The following is an 18479-nucleotide window of genomic DNA, read 5'->3' on the forward strand; positions in this document are numbered from 1 at the left end:
CGGGTGCGCGACGATGCCGTCATGAGCAACACGACCACGCCCTCGTCGGGGCTGGAGCAGACCCGTCGGCTCGGTGTCGAGACGACCGGCATCGAGATCATCGAGGAGTCCGAGCGGACGGCGCGTCCGCGGGACCTGTTCTGGCCGTGGTTCGCGGCCAACGTGTCGGTGTTCGGCATCAGCTACGGCTCGTTCGTGCTGGGCTTCGGCATCTCCTTCGTCCAGGCGGTCGTCGTCACGGTCGTCGGCATCGTGGTGTCGTTCGCGTTGTGCGGCGTCATCGCGATCGCCGGCAAGCGCGGTTCGGCGCCCACGATGGTGCTGAGCCGGGCCGCGTTCGGCGTCAACGGGCAGAAGGTTCCCGGCGTCGTCTCGTGGCTGGTGTCCATCGGCTGGGAGACGTTCCTCGCGATCCTCGCCGTCCTCGCGACGGCCACGATCTTCGACCAGCTCGGCTGGTCGGGCGGGACCACGACGCAGGTCGTCGCCACCATCGTCGTCGCGCTCCTGATCGTCTCGGCCAGTGTCGCCGGCTACCACGTGATCATGCGGATGCAGTCGGTGCTGACGTGGATCACCGGCCTCGCCACCATCGTCTACGTGCTCCTCACGCTCGACGAGATCGACTGGTCGGCGGTCAGCGCGATCCCCGACGGCAGCGTGCAGCAGATGGTCGGCGCGCTCGTCATGGTCATGACCGGCTTCGGCCTCGGCTGGATCAACATCGCCGCCGACTGGTCGCGCTACCAGCACCGTGACGCCCCGGGCGCCGCCATCGTCGGCTGGAACACCTTCGGCGGCGCGGTCGCCCCCGTGTTCCTCGTGGTGTTCGGGCTGCTGCTCGCGGGCTCGTCCGAGGAGCTGTCCGCCGGGATCGTCGCCGACCCCATCGGCACCCTCGGCACCCTGCTCCCGACGTGGTTCCTGGTGCCGTTCCTCCTCGCCGCGATCCTCGCCCTCGTCAGCGGCGCGGTGCTCGGCATCTACTCCTCCGGCCTGACGCTGCTCTCGCTGGGCGTGCGGATCCCGCGGCCGGCGGCGGCGTTCGTCGACGGCGTGATCCTCACCCTCGGCACGATCTGGGTCGTCTTCTTCGCCGAGGACTTCCTGGGCCCGTTCCAGAGCTTCCTGATCACCCTCGGCGTCCCGCTGGCCGCGTGGGCGGGGATCATGATCGCCGACATCGCGCTGCGCAAGAGCGACTACGACGAGGAAGCGCTGTTCGACCCCGCGGGTCGCTACGGCTCGGTCGACGTCCCCGCGCTCGCCACGATGATCGGCGCCTCGGTCCTCGGCTGGGGCCTGGTCGTCAACAACTTCGCCACCGACGCCACGTGGAACAACTGGCAGGGCTTCCTCATCGAGCCGCTCGGTCTCGGCACCTACGTCGACGACCCGGCCGGGCCCTACTGGGAGGGTCCGTGGGCCTACGCCAACCTCGGAGTCCTGCTCGCGCTCGTCCTGGGTTTCGGCGTGACGTTCGTGGCCCGGCGCGCGAAGGTCCGCCGCCAGGAGTCCTGAGCGCGACACGCCCGGGACTGGCCGTTGAGTCTCCTGGAGACTCACTGCACAGTCCGCCGGGGAACACGCAGGTCAGACGGCGTGTTGGGGACGACGTGAAGATCGAGATCTGGTCCGACGTCGTCTGCCCGTGGTGCTACATCGGCAAGCGTCGCATCGAGAACGCCCTGGCCGAGTTCGAGCACGCCGACGAGGTGGAGGTGCACTGGCGCTCCTACCAGCTCGACCCGGGCGCGCCGACCGAGCCGACGGAGAGCACCACGACGATGCTGGCCCGCAAGTACGGCCAGTCGCCCGACGGTGCCCAGCAGATGCAGGACCGCGTCGAGGCGGTCGCCGCCGAGGAGGGCCTGGTCTACCGGCTCTCGCAGACGCTGCACCTCAACACCGTCGACTCCCACCGCCTGATCCACCTCGCCCACGAGCAGGGTGGCAACGAGCTCCAGGGCCGGGTCAAGGAGGCCCTCCTCGCGGCCTACTTCACCGAGGGCCGCAACGTCGCCGACCACGCCGTGCTGCGTGACGTGGCGCAGGCCGCGGGCCTCGACGCCGCCCGGGTCGAGGAGGTGCTCGGCTCCCGGGAGTTCGAGAACGACGTGCACGCCGACGTCGCCCAGGCCCAGGCCTACGGCGCCAGCGGTGTCCCGTTCTTCGTCGTCGACGAGAAGTACGGCGTCTCCGGGGCGCAGCCGACCGAGGTGTTCACGCAGGTGCTCGAGCGGGCGTGGGCGGAGTCGCAGCCGAAGATCGAGGTGCTGGCGACCGGTGCCGACGGGCAGGAGTGCGGCCCGGACGGCTGCGCCATCTGACGCCTGCGCGTCACTGCGCCTTGATCCCCTGAGCCGCCTTCTCCGCCGTCGTCGAGATCCGGACGGCGCGCGTCTCCGGCCGCTTCGCGAGCACGATCCACGTCAGGATCAGCTTCTGCGCCGAGGCCGACCACGACTCCCAGTGCTCGCGCGCGCCCGGGTTGCGGTCGAAGGCGGCGGCCAGGTCGTCCGGCACGATGCAGTCCTCGACGTCGTCCATGAGGGTCCACATGCCCGTCTCCTTGGCGGTCGCGATGGCGGCCGCACCGGCGGGCTCCATCAGACCGGCCTCCTCGAGGCGGGCGACGCGCCCCTTGTTGATGCGGGTCCACATGCTGCTCCGTCGGCGCGGGGCGAACCACTGCATCGAGCGGAGCTCGTCGACGGGCTTGACGGTCGAGTCGACCCAGCCGTAGCGCAGCGCCTCCAGCACGGCCTCCTCGTAGGAGAAGGCCCGCTCGGCGGCCTTGCGCGGGCTGACCAGCCACACGCCCTGCGGCTGCGGGTGGTGGTCGCGAAGCCACGCGCTCCACTCCTCGACGGTCGCCGGCTCGAGCCGCTCCGCGTCGTCCATCGCGCCCATGCCTGGATCGTAGGCGTCGGGTACGACGTCCGGATGCTGGGGCGATGGGACTCGTGTCCCACTCGCGGGTAATGTGAGCCGGGCACAGCGTCGTGCAGTCCCCGAACACACCATTGATCACCCGAGGACCCCGCTGTGAACGCACACGCGAAGCCTGTCGTACTCATCGCAGAAGAGCTGAGCCCCGCCACGATCGAGGCGCTCGGCCCGGACTTCGAGATCCGCAGCTGCAACGGTGCCGACCGCGCCGAGCTCCTCCCTGCGATCGCCGACGTCGACGCGATCCTGGTCCGTTCCGCCACCAAGGTCGACGCCGAGGCCCTCGCCGCCGCGCGACGGCTCAAGGTCATCGCCCGCGCGGGCGTGGGTCTGGACAACGTCGACGTGAAGGCCGCCACCCAGGCAGGGGTCATGGTCGTCAACGCGCCGACCTCCAACATCGTCAGCGCCGCGGAGCTCGCCGTCGCCCTCATGCTCGCCGCGGCCCGCCACATCAGCCCGGCCCACGCCGCCCTCCGTGGCGGAGAGTGGAAGCGTTCGAAGTACACCGGCATCGAGCTCTACGAGAAGACGGTCGGCATCGTCGGCCTCGGCCGCATCGGCGTCCTGGTCGCGCAGCGCCTCAGCGCCTTCGGCATGAAGGTCATCGCCTACGACCCCTACGTGCAGGCCGGCCGCGCCGCGCAGATGGGTGTCCGCCTCGTCGACCTCGACACGCTGCTCGCCGAGTCCGACTTCATGAGCGTCCACCTGCCCAAGACGCCGGAGACGGTCGGGCTGATCGGCGTCGACCAGCTGGCCCGCGCGAAGTCGAGCCTGGTCCTCGTCAACGCCGCCCGCGGCGGGATCGTCGACGAGGCCGCGCTCTACGACGCCCTCAAGACCGGCCAGATCGCCGCCGCCGGCCTCGACGTCTTCGCGAGCGAGCCGTGCACCGACAGCCCCCTCTTCGAGCTCGAGAACGTCGTCGCCACGCCCCACCTCGGCGCGTCGACCGACGAGGCCCAGGAGAAGGCCGGCGTCGCCGTGGCCCGCTCGGTCCGGCTCGCCCTGAGCGGCGAGCTGGTGCCCGACGCCGTCAACGTGCAGGGCGGCGTCATCGCCGAGGACGTACGTCCCGGGATCCCGCTCACCGAGAAGCTCGGCCGGGTCTTCACCTCCCTGGCCGGCGAGGTCGCGCAGCAGCTCGACGTCGAGGTTCGCGGCGAGATCACCGAGTTCGACGTCAAGGTGCTCGAGCTGGCCGCGCTCAAGGGCGTCTTCGCCGACATCGTCGAGGAGCAGGTCTCCTACGTGAACGCGCCGCTCCTCGCCGCCGAGCGCGGCACCGAGGTGCGCCTGGTGACCGAGGCGGAGAGCCCCGACCACCGCAACCTGATCACCCTGCGGGGGACCCTCGCCGACGGCACCCAGGTGTCCGTGAGCGGCACGCTCGTGGGGCTCGCGCAGAAGGAGCGGCTGGTCGAGGTCAACGGCTTCGACGTCGACATCGAGCCGACGACCCACCTGGCGTTCTTCACCTACGAGGACCGTCCCGGCATGGTCGGCCTCATCGGAGGCATCCTGGGCGACGCCGACGTCAACATCGCCGGCATGCAGGTCTCGCGCCAGGACAAGGGCGGCGCGGCGCTCGTCGCGCTCAGCGTCGACTCGGCGATCCCGTCCGAGACCCTCACCGAGATCGAGGCCGCGATGCAGGCCGCCTCGGTGCGCGCGGTGGACCTGACCTGACGGATCGCCCCTAGGCGACCATCACCCGGCCGGCAGCGCGACTCACTGCCGGCCGGGCTGCGTCGGTGTTCACGTGCTCCCACGCTGCGGCGAGGCGTCGTACGGCCTCGGTGAGGTCGTCGGGGGAGGCGGTCCAGGGGATCCGCACGAAGCGGTCGAGGCCACCCTCCACGGCGAAGACCGGACCGGGGGCGACGACGACGCCCCGACGCTCGGCCTCGGCCGTCGTCGCGGTGCCGAGCGCCTCGGGCAGCTCGCACCACAGGGCGAGCCCGCCGTCGGGCACGCGGAAGCGCCACGACGGGAGGTGCTCGCGGACGGCCGTGACGAGGGCGTCGCGGCCCGTGACCAGCCGCTCGCGGTGGAGCGGGAGCACCTCGTCGGCGCGGTCGAGCAGGTCGGCCAGCACCAGCTGCTCGAAGACCGGCGCCCCCAGGTCGAGGCCGATGCGGGCCTGCAGCAGCCGGTCCATGTCGGCGAGCGGGGCGCGCACCCAGCCCAGGCGGAGGCCGCCCCAGAACGACTTGCTGGCGCTGCCGATCGTGATCGCGTCGTGGGCATGGGCCGCGAGCGGCCGCGGCATGTCGTCGGCCAGCCCGGGCGCGAGCGCGAGCGCCTGGTGGGCCTCGTCGGCGACGACCGTCGTGCGGGTGCGGGCGAGCGCGTGGGCGAGCTCCTCGCGCTGGCTGTCGCTCATCAGGTGTCCGGTGGGGTTCTGGAAGTCCGGGATCAGGTACGCGAGCCGAGGCGAGGTCTGGCGCAGCGTGGCGGCCAGCGCGTCGAGGTCCCAGCCGTCGGGGTCGACGGTGGCCGCGACGAGCCGGGCGCCCGCGTGCCGCACCGCCTGGGTCGCGTTGGGGTACGTCGGCGACTCGACGACGACCCGCTCCCCGGGAGCGGTGAACGCCTGCGCCACCACCGACGCCGCCGCCAGCGCGCCGGCGGTGACCATGACCTGCTCGGGCACGGTCGGCAGCCCCCGTGCCTCGTAGGCCGCCGCGATGCGGGTCTGGAGGGCGGGCACCCCGAGCGGGAAGTAGCCGGGTCCGCTGAGGTAGGCGGGAAGCTGCTCGGTGGCGCGCTGGTAGGCCTCGACGAGGCCGGGCGGTGCGGAGTGCGCCGCGCAGTTGAGGTCGATGACGTCCTCGCCGCCGGTGCCCGGCATCAGCGACCGGTCGTGGGCGCGGCGCTGCCCGCCCGGCACGGTGGTGAACGTGCCGGACCCGCGGCGCGCCTCGGCGTACCCCGACTCCCGCAGCACCTCGTAGGCACGGGTCACGGTCGTGCGCGAGACGTCGAGGGAGGTGGTGAGGTCGCGCTCGCTGGGCAACCGCACCTCGATGCCGATCCGGCCGTCCCCGATGAGCACGCGCAGGCTCTCGGCGAGGCCGAGGTAGGCGGGGGAGCGGGGGAAGTCACCGACGAGGGTGGCCACGCGCTGGGCGCTGACGATGCGGCTCATGCAGGCCACTGTTCCATCATTGGCTATGTCGGACAAGGCCACTTGGGGATCAGGATGGGGTCATGACCAGCACGACCCCCACCGGAACCGTCCACGCGCCCAGCGGCGTCCTCGTCGACCTGGGCCCCGTCGCCCAGCTGCGCGCCGGACGCCTGGCGCGGCGCCTGCCGCAGCTCTACGTCGGTCTCTTCCTCTACGGCGTCTCGCTGGCGATGATGGTGCGCGGCGCGCTCGGCCTGGCTCCGTGGGACGTGCTGCACTCCGGCTTCATCCGCCACGTCCCGATGACCCTCGGCCAGGCCGTCGTGCTGTTCAGCTTCGTGGTGCTGGTGCTGTGGATCCCGCTGCGGGAGGTGCCGGGGCTCGGCACGATCAGCAACGCGATCGTCGTGGGCCTCTCCGCCGACGCGACACTGGCGGTCCTCGACCGCCCGGAGGCGATGGCGGGCCGGCTCGGCCTGATGGTCGGCGGCGTCCTGCTCTGCGGGCTGGCCAGCGCGCTCTACATCGGCGCGCAGCTCGGCCGCGGGCCGCGCGACGGCCTGATGACCGGCCTGGCGCGGCGCACCGGGCTCTCGCTGCGGCTCGTCCGCACCGGCCTCGAGGTGGCCGTGGTCGTCATCGGCCTGCTGCTCGGTGGCGTCCTGGGCGTCGGGACCGTGGTCTACGCGCTGGCGATCGGTCCGCTCACCCAGCTGATGCTGCCGTGGTTCACGGTCGACGTGATGGGTCCCGACGCGGACTGAGCCGTCAGCGCTTCTGCTTCTGGCCCGGCTTCTGGCCCGGCTTCCGGCCCTGCTTCTGGGCGGGCTGCTGAGGCGGCGGCTGGATCCCGTCGGAGGTCAGGAACGCGATCACGCCGATGCTGATGACCGACGAGAAGAGCATGCCGCCCTGGCCGAACATCAGCGGCAGGGCAGTGATGGCCCACACGTCGAAGCCGCGGGCCACGCTGAAGATGACGCCGGTGGGTGCGCCGCCGGCGGGGGTGCTCACCATCGGCGCCGCGTAGTTCGGCGGCTTGCCGGTGATCCACCGCACGGTCGCCGCGACGGAGGAGAGGCCGCACGCGATCGCGAGGTTGATCGCTCCTCCGCCCTGGACCTCCCCCACGAGCGTCGGTGTCGTCGCCAGCGCGAAGAGCATGAGCGCGCCGCCCGGCACGACGACGTGGGCGAGCAGCAGGGTCTGCCGACGGAACGGCATCATCCGCGCCAGCCCCTCGGTCCTCACGACCACCCGCAGCCCGGAGCAGAGCGCAGGACCACCGAGCAGTCCGGCGAGCGTCGTCGCCAGCACGACCGCGCGGCCGGCGTCGGCCTCCGCGGCGGCGTAGGGCACCAGCACGAGACCGGCCAGAAGGACGTAGGGCTGCGGGGCGCGGATCGCGCGGCGGAGGTCGCGGTGGACCAGGGCGCCCCAGCCGAGGGGACCGCCGGTGTGGCTGCGCACGTGCGCGCCACGCCCCCAGCGGCGCGCGAGCAGGACGTCGTACATCAGGCCGAGGTCGACCGACGACAGCGCGCCCGACAGGCTGGGGGAGAGGTGCTCGGTCTGGCCGAGGACGCGTCGCGAGACCGTGCCGACCGCGAGGGCCGAGCGCCACGCGAGCAGGACGGCCACGACCGTCATCGCGACCGCGACCGCCAGGACCGCACCCGACGGCACGTCCGGCAGCCTCCCGAGCTCCTGGGTCGCGGAGAGCCCCAGCACGGCCCACAGCGCCAATGTGACCAGCCAGGTGAGCCAGCGGGAGGCCTGGTGCTCGCGCACCTGTGACAGCGCGGCCACCCCCACGCACGCCAGCGCGGTCGTGCTGCCGGCGACGACGTAGACGACCGCCTCGTGCCACGCGAAGCCGCCGAGGACCGCCGGGGCGACCAGCAGGAGGGCGGCCCCGACGGTGGTGAGGACGGTGGTCCGCACCCACCCGGGCCGCAGCAGCGCACCGCGGTCGACGGGGGAGCTCAGCACCCAGCTGTTCGCGGCGGGCGGGCTGAAGACGGGTCCGAGCAGGCGGGCCAGGCCGAGCGCGAGCAGCGTCACCGCGAGCGCAACCAGCCAGGGCGCGGCCGCGCGCACCTCGCCGCAGCTCGCGGTGCAGGTCTCGTCGGCCAGGCGCCGGAGGTTGAGCACGACGTTGCCCGCCATCGCGCCGACCATCACGGTGCAGAAGAGTCCGACGTAGGCGTTCGAGAGCACCTCGCCCCACCTGAGCTCCGCGCGACCGCGGCGCCAGTCCCGGATCTCCTGCCGCACCTCCCGTGCCGACGGGACCTCGGTGCGCTCGGGGGCGACGTCAGTCGACATCGGCCGGCTCCGGAGCGGGCCCGAGGCGTACGACGCGGTCGCACACGCGCTCGACGAGCCGGGGGTCGTGGCTCACGAGCAGCACCGCGCGACCGGCCTTCTTCTCCGCGACCAGCTTGTCGCCCAGCCAGGTCACGCCTTCGACGTCGAGCCGGGCCTCGGGCTCGTCGAGCACGAGCAGCTTGCGCGGGCGGACGAACGCGCTGGCCAGCGCGAGTCGTCGTCGCTGGCCGGAGGAGAGCGTCGAGGGCAGCTGCCCGGACACCTCCATCAGGCCGACCTCGTCGAGCACGACGTTGACGACCTCCTCGGCATCCGCCTGCGAGTGCGCACGCGCGACGAGGTCGAGGTGCTCGACCACGGAGAGATCGGGGAAGAAGTCGATGTCGTCCATCACGATTGCCAGGTCGGCACGGATCTCGGGGCGGCGCTCGTCGAGGACGTTGCCCGCCAGCGTCGACTCGCCCGCATCGGCCTCGTCCGCGCCGACGATGCAGCGCAGGAGCGTCGACTTGCCGCTGCCGTTGGGCCCCACGACGCCGACCGCCTCGCCGGCGCGCACGTCGAGGTCGACCCCGCTGAGGATGGTGCGCTCGCCGAAGGTCCGGATGATGCCGCGGACCGTGAGCAGCGCCGGCTTCGCGGCGGCTGCCTTCTTCTTGGCCATGCCAGTCATCCAAGCAGCCGACTACGACCCGGCGCGTCGAGCACCCTCGCGACGCCCTCGCGTCGCGGGTCGGCGACCGCTTCGAGGGTCCCGTCGGCCCGGGTGAGAGCAGCGCCGACGCCGCCGAAGTACATCGTCAGGCCCTCCTCGCGGCGCACGTCCTCGTCCGGCAGGCCCGCGCGGTGGACGTGCACCCGGGGGTGGGCCACGGCGTCCTCGAGGTCGAGGCCGCCGTTGACGAACCCGGCCAGGGCGCAGACGACCGCCGTCGTGATGCGGTCGGCACCCGGCGAGCCGATCGCCAGGGTCGACCCGTCGTCGTGGCGCCCGACGACCGGCGCCATGTTGGACAGCAGGCGCGAGCCCGGTGCCACGTCGCGGGCGGGAGGGTTGAGCTCCTGCTCGCCGAGGCAGTTGTTGAGCCAGATGCCGGTGCCGGCGGCGATCATGCCGGCGCCGTAGCCCGACGACACCGTGAGCGAGCACGCGGCGCCGTCGGCGTCGGTGACCGACACGTGCGCCGTCGAGCCCGACTCGAGGACCGCCCGGTGGTCGGCGTCGACCCGGTCGAGCCAGGCGCGCGACGCGGCCGGGAGGTCGGCGGCGACCTCCAGGACCTCGCGCCGGTGGCCGAGGACCGCGCGCTGCACCCGGACCAGGTGTTCGACGTCGTCGGCGTCCCACACCCCCCGCGGTCGATCCTCGAGGAGCCGCAGCATGGCTGCGAGTACCACGCCGCCCACAGACGGGGGCGTCGTCGTCGCCAGGCTCCAGCCGCCGACGCGGGTGGTCAGGGGCTCGCGGACGACGGGAGCGTACGCCGCCAGGTCGGCGCGCCCGAGCAGGCCGCCGCGGGCGCTGACGTCGGCCGCGATCGCGTCGGCGAGGTCGCCCTCGTGGAGGGCTCGCGGGCCGTCGTTGGCGATCTGCTCCAACGTCGCCGCGAGGTCGGCCACCACGACCCGATCCTCGGTGAGCCGACCCGCCGCGTCGTGCAGCGCCGCGTGGCTCGCCGGGTCCCACCCGAAGATCGACTCGTGCACGTGGCGCAGGTAGTAGCGCGACGCCGAGCCCAGGGCGAAGCCGTCCCGCGCGACGTCGACGGCCGGTGCGACGAGCTCGGCCCAGGGGAGGTGCCCGTCGCGCGCGTGCGCCTCGCCGAAGGCGGCGAGGGAGCCGTGCGTCGCCACCGATCCCGCACCGATCGTGATCTCCACCCCGCCGCCGTACTCCGTCGAGACGTCCCACGTCTCGGGTGTGGGCGCGCCCGGGGCACGCCCGACGCCGGGCCGGTCCATCCACCCGTCCACGGTGTACGCCGACCCGGTGGCGGGTTGCACGGTGACGAAGCCGCCGGAGCTGAGCGAGACGAGCCCGACCTCGGTGACCATCGCCACCAGGGCAGCCGCGATCGCGGCGTCCACGGCGGAGCCTCCCGCACGGGCGATCGCCTCGGCGGCGTCCGCGGCCTCGCGGCTCGGGGCCGCGACGGCGAGGGGTCTCACAGGGGACCGGTCGCGGTGCTCAGCGCCGGGTGGCGATGACGGCGGACGCGTCGGCGGCCACCATCACCTCGACCGCGGTGAACCGCTCGTCGGTGAGCCACTGCTCGCGCAGCGTGTCGACGCGCCCGTAGGTGATCGGCGGCCACGACTCGCACGGCGCGAAGTCGTCGAGCACCACGATGCCGCCGGGCTCGACGAGGTCGATGACGGCGTCGACGCCCACCTCGGACGGGGTGCCGGAGTCGAGGAACAGCAGGGAGAAGGGACCGTGCTCGCGCAGCACGCTCCAGTCGGCGGCGAGCACCTCGACCTTGGCGTCGTCGTCGAAGATCTTGGACGCGGCACCGGCCAGCGACTCGTCGAGCTCGGCGGTGAGGATCCGCGCCCCGTTGCGCACGCCGCTGCGCAGCCAGGCGGTGCCGACCCCGCAGCCGGTGCCGAACTCGGCCATCGTGCCGCCCCTGGTCGCGGCGAGGGTGGCGAGGAGGCGACCGGTCTCGTTGCGGCAGAACGCGACGTAGCCGGCCTGGCGGCAGACGTCGAACGCGCGCTGGACGATCTCGGGGAGTTCCGGAGGAGCAGACATGAGGTCGCCGAGTCTGTCACTCCTCGCGCGCGATCCCACTGGACGGGCCGACATCTCACGATCTGACACGTTCGGCGAAACCGCGTGCGGCGGCCCGTCCGGCAGTCGTACAGTCGTCCCACCATGCGGAGCGTCTTCGTACTTATCGACTGCCGCGGCGAGGCCTGACAGAAGGGCCACCTCGTCGCGGTGTTCGGCGTTGACGAGGTTCCGCCACCCGGCCTTTCGCCCCTCTCGCCGAGCGTCTGCTCGGCAGAGCTCGAAGCCACCGCCTTCGCGGCGGGTCCTCCGCAGTCCTGCGCGACCCGCACGCTCGTCGGCCGGCAGCCGGGCCCGGGCGATCCCCGCCGTCCTGCTTCCCTACCCGCCGCGGTGTCGGCGGCTTCGGGCTCACCCACCGTCACGTACGTAGGAGTGAGATCGATGTACCAGATGTATCCCGACACCTGGGGCCCCGCGGCCCACGACCCGGAGAACCCGCGCAGCGCGGAGAACACGACGGTCGCCGTCCAGACCGCGCTTGACCTGCGAGACGGCGGCGGTCAGCGTCCGGACGACAACTAACGTTCGCCGCATGCCTGACACCGACCAGACCGCCGCCGCCCGCGACACCGGGAGCCCCACCCTCGCCGTCATCCCCGGCGACGGCATCGGCCCCGAGGTGACCGCCGAGGCCCTCAAGGTCCTCGAGGTCGCCTCGCCGGTGAAGTTCGAGTCGACGCGCTACGACCTCGGCGCCGAGCGCTACCTCGCGACCGGCGAGGTGCTGCCCGACTCGGTGCTCGCGGAGATCCGCGAGCACGACGCGATCCTGCTCGGAGCCGTCGGCGGCAAGCCCAACGACCCGAACCTGCCTCCCGGCATCCTCGAGCGCGGCCTGCTCCTCAAGCTGCGCTTCGAGCTCGACCACTACGTCAACCTGCGCCCGTCGCGCCTCTTCCCGGGCTCGGTCTCGCCGCTCGCCGGGCACGTCCTGGACAAGGGCGAGGTCGACTTCGTGGTGGTGCGCGAGGGCACCGAGGGCCCCTACACGGGCAACGGCGGCGCGCTCCGGGTCGGCACCCCGGCCGAGATCGCGACCGAGGTCTCGGTGAACACCGCGTACGGCGTCGAGCGCGTGGTCCGGGACGCCTTCGCCCGGGCGCAGAAGCGGCCGCGGAAGAAGCTCACGCTGGTCCACAAGACCAACGTCCTGGTCAACGCCGGCTCCCTCTGGTGGCGCCTGTTCGAGCAGGTGGCGTCGGAGTTCCCCGATGTCACGACCGACTACATCCACATCGACGCGGCCATGATCTTCATGGCCACCGACCCCGCCCGATTCGACGTGATCGTCACCGACAACCTCTTCGGCGACATCATCACCGACCTCGCCGCCGCCATCACTGGTGGCATCGGGCTGGCCGCCTCCGGGAACGTCAACCCCGACCGGACGGCCCCGTCCATGTTCGAGCCCGTCCACGGCTCCGCCCCCGACATCGCCGGGCAGCAGAAGGCCGACCCGACCGCCGCGATCCTCTCCGGCGCGCTCCTGCTCGATCACCTCGGCCACGCCGAGGCGGCCGCCGCGATCGAGGCGGCCGTCCTGGCCGACCTCACCGAGCGCGACCCCGGCACGAGTCGTCGTACGAGCGACGTCGGGGACGCCATCGCCGCCCGTCTCTGAGCGCCCCTCCGGGCCTCTGGAATAGGTTGACCCCATGCAGATCAGCACCACCGCCAACCCCACGCCCGTCGACCTCGCCCGGCTCGAGGAGATCCACGCGAACCCCGGGTTCGGGCAGCACTTCACCGACCACATGCTGCTGGTCGAGTGGACGCCCGACGCGGGGTGGCACGACGCCCGGATCCAGCCCTACGGACCGTTGACGCTCGACCCGGCGACGGCGGTGCTGCACTACGCGCAGGAGACCTTCGAGGGGATGAAGGCCTACCGGCACGACGACGGGTCGGTGTGGACCTTCCGTCCCGAGCAGAACGCCGCCCGCATGGTGCGCTCGTCGCAGCGGCTGGCCTTCCCTGAGCTGCCGGTCGAGGACTTCGTCGCCTACGTAGACGCGCTGGTCGAGGTCGACCAGCGGTGGGTTCCGGACAACTCCGGCGTCGGCGAGAAGTCGCTCTACCTGCGCCCTTTCATGTTCGCCTCCGAGACGTTCCTCGGCGTTCGGCCGTCCCAGCACGTCACCTTCATGGTGATCGCGTCGCCGGCCGGCGCCTACTTCAAGGGCGGCATCAAGCCGGTCAACCTCTGGCTGTCGGAGACCTTCACCCGCGCCGGTCGCGGCGGCATGGGCGCGGCCAAGACAGGCGGCAACTACGCCGCGTCCCTCGCCGCCCAGCGCGAGGCGATCGAGAAGGGCTGCGACCAGGTCGTGTTCCTCGACGACCAGGAGTTCCGCTACATCGAGGAGCTCGGCGGGATGAACCTCTTCTTCGTCCACGCCGACGGCCGCGTCGTCACCCCCGAGACCGGCACCATCCTCGAGGGCATCACCCGCGCCTCGATCATCGAGCTCGCCGGCAAGCTCGGCCACGCCGTCGAGGAGCGCAAGGTCTCCATCGACGAGTGGCGCGACGGCGTCGCCTCCGGTGAGATCACCGAGGTCTTCGCGTGCGGCACCGCCGCGGTCGTCACCCCCGTCGGCGAGCTCCGCTCGCCCCAGGGCGTCACGCCCGCGCCGTCCAGCACCGAGCTGACCATGCAGATCCGTGAGGCGCTCGTCGGCATGCAGTTCGGCCGCGCGGAGGACACCTTCGGCTGGATGCACCGCGTCGTGTGAGCACGGACCAGGCTGACCCGGACCAGTCCTCCTGCCGGGGGTCCGAGGCGTTCGAGGCGCAGAGCTCGCGCTCGCTGCGCGACTTCATCCGCACCGAGTCCGGCTCCGCCGGCATGCTCGTCATGGCGGCGCTGATCGCGCTGGTGTGGGCCAACTCGCCGTGGTCGCAGTCCTACGTCGACCTGTGGCACACCGAGCTGTCGATCAGGTTCGGTGACGGCGGCCTGACGATGGACCTGCACCACTGGATCAACGACGGCCTGATGGTCGTGTTCTTCTTCGTCATCGGCCTCGAGGTCCGCAAGGAGTTCGCCATCGGCGAGCTCGTCGACCGCAGCCGCGTGGTGGTGCCGCTGGTCGCTGGCGTCATGGGCATGCTCGTGCCGGCGGCGATCTTCCTGGCGCTCAACCCGTCCGGCGAGGCGGCGGCCGGGTGGGGCGCGGTCATCGGCACCGACACCGCGTTCCTGCTCGGCGTGATGGCGCTGGTCGGCCCGGCGGTCTCCACCCAGCTGCGGATCTTCCTGCTGACGCTCACCGTCATCGACGACATCGTCGCCGTCAGCGTGATCGGCGTCGTCTACTCCGACGAGCTGTCCCTCGGGGCCCTGGCCGTCGCAGCCCTCTGCCTGCTCGTGCTGGTCGGTCTCGACCGCGCGGGCGTCTGGCAGGCGGCGCCCTACGTGCTGGTCGTGCTGGTTCTGTGGTTCGCCACCCTGGAGTCCGGCGTGCACGCCTCGATCGCCGGCATGCTGAGCGGCCTGCTGGTCCCCGCCCTCGACCCGCGGCGGTCCGACGTCGAGGACGCGGCGCGCAGCTTCCGCGCGTTCCGGCAGTCGCCGATGCCGGGCGTGCAGCGGGCTGCGCGCCGGTCGCTGACCCGGGCCATCTCCGTCAACGAGCGCCTGCAGGAGGCGCTGCACTCACCGACCAGCCACGTCGTCGTACCCGTCTTCGCGCTGGCCAACGCCGGCGTGGACCTGCGCGACGGCGTGCTCGGCGACGCGTTGGGGTCGCGGCTGATGTGGGGCATCGTGCTCGGCCTCGTCGTCGGCAAGGCGCTCGGCATCTTCGCCGGCGCGTGGGCGAGCGTGCGCCTCGGCTGGGGGCGGCTGCCACAGGGCGTCGGCCTGGGCCACACCCTGGCCGGCGGTGCGCTCTCCGGCATCGGCTTCACGGTGTCGTTGCTCATCATCAGCCTCGCCTTCGAGTCGTCGCGGCTGCAGGACGAGGCGCGCGTGGGCGTCCTGGTGGCCGCCGCACTCGCGAGCCTCGCCGGCTGGCTCGCCTTCCGCTTCGCCGCCCGCTTCCTCGGCCAGCGTGACGCGGCCCTCCCGACGCTCCTCAGCCGACCGGTCGACCCGGCGCGCGACCACATCACCGGACCGGTCGACGCGCCGCTGACGTTGGTCGAGTACCTCGACTTCGAGTGCCCCTTCTGTGCCCGCGTGAGCGGGGTCGGCAAGGAGCTGCGCGCGCACTTCGGCGACCGGCTTCGCTACGTCACCCGCCACCTGCCCCTGCCGGTCCACCCGCACGCCGAGCTGGCCGCGCTGGGCGCTGAGGCGGCGGCACGGCAGGGTCGCTACTGGGACATGCACGACGTGCTCTTCGCCCACCAGGACGAGCTCGAGCTGGAGGACCTCGTCGGCTACGCCGCCGGGCTCGACCTCGACGTGGAGGAGTTCGTGCGCGACCTCGACGACGACGACCTGGCGCGCCACGTCGCCCACGACGTGGCGTCGGCCGAGGAGAGCGGGGTGCGGGGCACCCCGACCTTCTTCATCGGCGAGACCCGCCACATCGGTCCCCACGACGCCCTGACCCTGATCAAGGCACTCGAGTCGTCGCAGGCGGCGCCTCGGCCGATCGGCTGACCCGCTGCGGCCTGCGGGCCGATGCGTCGTACGCCCCGCGCCGCGAGGCTCGTCGTCATGAGCACGACCGTCTCCCGACCGGGCCGACCCGACGCCCCGCCCCGTCCCCGCCGCGAGTGGTGGATCCCCGCGAGCCTGCTGGCCCTGACTTTCGTGCCAGTGGCTGCCGGTGCCGCGCGCCTGGTCGACCTGTCGTCGGGTCGGACGGCCGAGAACGCGCGCTTCTTCGACCTCCCCGTCCCCGTCGTGGTGCACATCCTCGGGGCGACGACGTACTGCGTGCTGGGGGCCTTCCAGTTCATGCCCTCCTTCCGCCGTCGCCGGCCGCGCTGGCACCGGTGGAGCGGTCGCGTGCTCGTCCCGGCCGGCCTCGCGGCAGCGGTGAGCGGGCTGGTGATGGCGGTGTCCGGCCACCTGCCGGCGTACGACAACACCGCCCTGATGTGGCTCCGGCTGGTCTTCGGCACGCTGATGGCGGTGGGGCTGGTGCTGGGCGTCGCCGCGATCCGCGCCCGGGACGTGCGCACGCACCAGCGGTGGATGGCGAGGTCGTACGCCGTCGCGCAGGGCGCCGGCACGCAGGCGCTCGTGCTCGGCCCGATGGTGCTCTTCGTCGACCAGCCCGGCGGTGGCCTCAAGGCCGCCGGGATGGGGTTCGCGTGGGTGCTGAACCTCGCCGTGGCGGAGTGGCTGGTGCGGCGCTCGCAGGCGCGTCAGTCGAGCCGGCGGGTCTGATAGGCCCAGAGCGCGAGCTCGACCCGGTTGCGGACGCCGAGCTTGCCCATGAGGGAGCCGAGGTGCGTCTTCACCGTGCTGAGCGAGATGTAGAGCTCGGCGGCGACCTCGTGGTTGGTCAGCCCGCGGGCCACCGCGACCAGCACCTGCTCCTCGCGCTCGGTCAGCGGTGAGGTCGGCTGGGGCGGCGTGTCCCTGGCCGCGAACCTCTTCAGAAGACGGGTGGTGACCGTCGGCGCGATCAGGGACCCGCCGTGGGCAGCCGCGCGCACGGCGTGGGTGAGCAGCTCGGGACCGCAGTCCTTGAGCAGGAAGCCCCTGGCGCCGGCCAGCAGCGCGCCGTAGACATACTCGTCGAGGTCGAACGTGGTCACCACGACGACCGCCATCGGGTCCGCGACGTCGGGCCCGGCGAGCGCGCGGGTCGCCTCGATGCCGTTGAGCCGGGGCATGCGGATGTCGAGGAGGCACACGTCGGGTCGCAGGTCCCGCGCCTGCTCGACGGCGTCCTGCCCGTCGACGGCCGTCGCGACCACCTCGATGCCGTCCTGCGCGCCCAGGATCATGGCGAGCCCGGTGCGGACGATCTCCTGGTCGTCGGCGACCAGCACGCGCAGTGTCATCGTGCCTCCTCGAGGGGCAGTGTCGCAGTGACCCGCCACCCCACGAGGGGAGCGAGCGACCCGGCCTCGAGGCGACCGCCGAGCAGCACCGCCCGTTCGGTCATGCCGACGATGCCGAAGCCGTCCCCGCTTCCCGTCGAGCCCCGCCCGTCGTCGGTCACGACGAGCTGCACGCCGTCCTCCTCACGGGTGACCCGCACCTGCACGAAGGTGGCGTCGCGGGCGTGTCGGCGGGAGTTGGCGACCGCCTCCTGCGCGATGCGCTGCAGCGCGGCCGCGACGGTCGGGGACAGGTCCTCGAGGTCGTCGTCGACCGCGACCGTCACCACGGGCCCGGGCCCGGGCCCGCCGCTCGCCAGGCCGCGGAGGTCCGCCAGCGGCCGGTCGGGCGCCCCCTCGTCGGTGCGGAGCAGGCGCAGCACCTTGCGGGTCTCTGCCAGCGTGCGCGTCGCCTCCTCGTCGATGCGGCGCAGCGCGTCCGTCGCGGCCACCGGGTCACGCCCGGCGACCGCGAGACCCGCCTGCGCGCTGATCGCGATGGCCGTCAGGTGGTGGGCGACCGTGTCGTGCAGGTCGCGGGCGAGGCGCTCCCGCTCCCCACGGCGTACGTCGTCGAGCTGCCGCGTGTGCAGCATCGACCGGGCGCGGACCGTCGCACCCAGCGCGACCGCCGCCACGATCACCGCGGTGCCGCCGATCCGGTCCGCGGCGGGCAGGTCCTGCGAGACCAGCGAGCCGCCCGCGATGAGGAGGAAGAGGAGGAGGCCCATGACGGCGTCCTCCCCGCGGGCCCAGCGCGCCAGGGAGTAGGGGATGAGGAGCGCCACGATGGCGGTGTTGAGGTCACCCGGTGGAGCTCCGTCGGTCACCCTCGAGACCACCAGGAGGGCGAGGATCACCGCTCCGAAGACCATCACGGTGAGCATCGGTCTGGTCCGTCGGACGAGCAGGGTCGGCAGCCAGACCAGGAAGCCCGCCAGGGACAGCCAGCGCAACGGCAGGTCCGGTCGCAGCACGGCGACCTCGATGACCGCGAGCACGGCGACGACCCCCACGAACGCGTGGTCGAGGCGTCCGGCAGGTCGCGCGTCCGGGGGCGCGGGAAGGCGCCAGACGGACAGCGCGACGGAACGGATCTGCGCGAGCACGGGTGCACGCTAGTGCCCAGAGGTGGCCGATCGGATCGGCCGGATGACCGAGTGCGTCGCACCGCCGGCGTGGGTGGCGGCAGATGGCACGGATCGGGTGGCCCGCGATGCGATGTGCCGCCACCTCGGGCGACGGCCAGACCGA

The 18479-nt window shown here is 72.7% G+C and carries 17 protein-coding genes; 9 read left to right on the forward strand and 8 right to left on the reverse strand.

What is annotated here, in order from left to right; genetic code table 11:
* Positions 1-21 precede the first annotated feature (21 nt).
* The gene (locus ACXJKB_RS02845; RefSeq protein WP_457185213.1) at positions 22-1521 is read left to right on the forward strand and encodes a purine-cytosine permease family protein; all 1500 of its coding nucleotides are present in this window, start codon (positions 22-24) and stop codon (positions 1519-1521) included.
* A 95-nt stretch (positions 1522-1616) separates the two neighbouring features.
* Positions 1617-2330, forward strand: coding sequence for a DsbA family oxidoreductase (locus ACXJKB_RS02850; RefSeq protein ID WP_300046011.1), 714 nt, complete (start codon positions 1617-1619; stop codon positions 2328-2330).
* A gap of 10 nt (positions 2331-2340) precedes the next feature.
* On the opposite strand, the gene ACXJKB_RS02855 is transcribed toward ACXJKB_RS02850, so the two are convergent.
* Complete coding sequence (locus ACXJKB_RS02855; protein WP_457185216.1) at positions 2341-2913, reverse strand: YdeI/OmpD-associated family protein; 573 nt, start codon at positions 2911-2913, stop codon at positions 2341-2343.
* Between the two features lie 135 nt (positions 2914-3048).
* Between ACXJKB_RS02855 and serA the strand changes: the two genes are divergently transcribed.
* Positions 3049-4644, forward strand: coding sequence for a phosphoglycerate dehydrogenase (gene serA, locus ACXJKB_RS02860; RefSeq protein WP_457185218.1), 1596 nt, complete (start codon positions 3049-3051; stop codon positions 4642-4644).
* A gap of 10 nt (positions 4645-4654) precedes the next feature.
* Here the strand turns inward: serA and yczR are convergent, their stop codons facing one another.
* On the reverse strand, positions 4655-6106 hold the full coding sequence (yczR, locus tag ACXJKB_RS02865; protein WP_457185220.1) for a MocR-like transcription factor YczR: 1452 nt from the start codon (positions 6104-6106) through the stop codon (positions 4655-4657).
* A gap of 62 nt (positions 6107-6168) precedes the next feature.
* Here yczR and yczE point away from each other — a divergent pair, with 62 nt between their 5' ends.
* The gene (gene yczE, locus ACXJKB_RS02870; RefSeq protein ID WP_457185222.1) at positions 6169-6852 is read left to right on the forward strand and encodes a membrane protein YczE; all 684 of its coding nucleotides are present in this window, start codon (positions 6169-6171) and stop codon (positions 6850-6852) included.
* 4 nt (positions 6853-6856) lie between these two features.
* On the opposite strand, the gene ACXJKB_RS02875 is transcribed toward yczE, so the two are convergent.
* The 4 genes from ACXJKB_RS02875 to ACXJKB_RS02890 are packed head-to-tail and all read right to left on the reverse strand — an operon-like array spanning position 6857 to position 11174.
* Positions 6857-8416 (reverse strand): DUF6297 family protein, encoded by a 1560-nt coding sequence (locus ACXJKB_RS02875; RefSeq protein ID WP_457185224.1) that lies wholly within the window; start codon positions 8414-8416, stop codon positions 6857-6859.
* A complete protein-coding gene (locus ACXJKB_RS02880; RefSeq protein WP_457185226.1) occupies positions 8406-9083 on the reverse strand; it encodes an ABC transporter ATP-binding protein in 678 nt (225 codons plus the stop codon). The genes ACXJKB_RS02875 and ACXJKB_RS02880 overlap by 11 nt, the downstream gene beginning before the upstream one ends.
* A gap of 5 nt (positions 9084-9088) precedes the next feature.
* The gene (locus tag ACXJKB_RS02885) at positions 9089-10588 is read right to left on the reverse strand and encodes a gamma-glutamyltransferase (protein ID WP_457185228.1); all 1500 of its coding nucleotides are present in this window, start codon (positions 10586-10588) and stop codon (positions 9089-9091) included.
* A 19-nt stretch (positions 10589-10607) separates the two neighbouring features.
* A complete protein-coding gene (locus ACXJKB_RS02890; RefSeq protein ID WP_300045998.1) occupies positions 10608-11174 on the reverse strand; it encodes an O-methyltransferase in 567 nt (188 codons plus the stop codon).
* A 423-nt stretch (positions 11175-11597) separates the two neighbouring features.
* Between ACXJKB_RS02890 and ACXJKB_RS02895 the strand changes: the two genes are divergently transcribed.
* Genes ACXJKB_RS02895 through ACXJKB_RS02915 form a run of 5 tightly spaced genes read left to right on the forward strand, consistent with a single transcriptional unit; the run spans position 11598 to position 16563 of the window.
* Positions 11598-11738, forward strand: coding sequence for a hypothetical protein (locus tag ACXJKB_RS02895; RefSeq protein WP_300045997.1), 141 nt, complete (start codon positions 11598-11600; stop codon positions 11736-11738).
* 10 nt (positions 11739-11748) lie between these two features.
* Complete coding sequence (locus tag ACXJKB_RS02900) at positions 11749-12837, forward strand: 3-isopropylmalate dehydrogenase (protein ID WP_457185231.1); 1089 nt, start codon at positions 11749-11751, stop codon at positions 12835-12837.
* 34 nt (positions 12838-12871) lie between these two features.
* Positions 12872-13951: a branched-chain amino acid aminotransferase gene (locus tag ACXJKB_RS02905; protein WP_457185233.1), complete on the forward strand. Its 1080-nt coding sequence runs from the start codon at positions 12872-12874 to the stop codon at positions 13949-13951.
* A complete protein-coding gene (gene nhaA / locus ACXJKB_RS02910; protein WP_457185235.1) occupies positions 13948-15828 on the forward strand; it encodes a Na+/H+ antiporter NhaA in 1881 nt (626 codons plus the stop codon). The genes ACXJKB_RS02905 and nhaA overlap by 4 nt, the downstream gene beginning before the upstream one ends.
* A 57-nt stretch (positions 15829-15885) precedes the next feature.
* Positions 15886-16563 (forward strand): DUF2306 domain-containing protein, encoded by a 678-nt coding sequence (locus ACXJKB_RS02915; protein ID WP_457185237.1) that lies wholly within the window; start codon positions 15886-15888, stop codon positions 16561-16563.
* Here the strand turns inward: ACXJKB_RS02915 and ACXJKB_RS02920 are convergent.
* Together ACXJKB_RS02920 and ACXJKB_RS02925 are read right to left on the reverse strand one after the other, a co-directional pair.
* The gene (locus ACXJKB_RS02920; RefSeq protein ID WP_457185239.1) at positions 16542-17186 is read right to left on the reverse strand and encodes a response regulator; all 645 of its coding nucleotides are present in this window, start codon (positions 17184-17186) and stop codon (positions 16542-16544) included. The genes ACXJKB_RS02915 and ACXJKB_RS02920 overlap by 22 nt on opposite strands.
* On the reverse strand, positions 17183-18334 hold the full coding sequence (locus ACXJKB_RS02925; RefSeq protein WP_457185241.1) for a sensor histidine kinase: 1152 nt from the start codon (positions 18332-18334) through the stop codon (positions 17183-17185). Before ACXJKB_RS02925 ends, ACXJKB_RS02920 begins: the two co-directional genes overlap by 4 nt.
* Positions 18335-18479: the final 145 nt, after the last annotated feature.

Source organism: Nocardioides sp. P5_E3, from assembly GCF_054049275.1.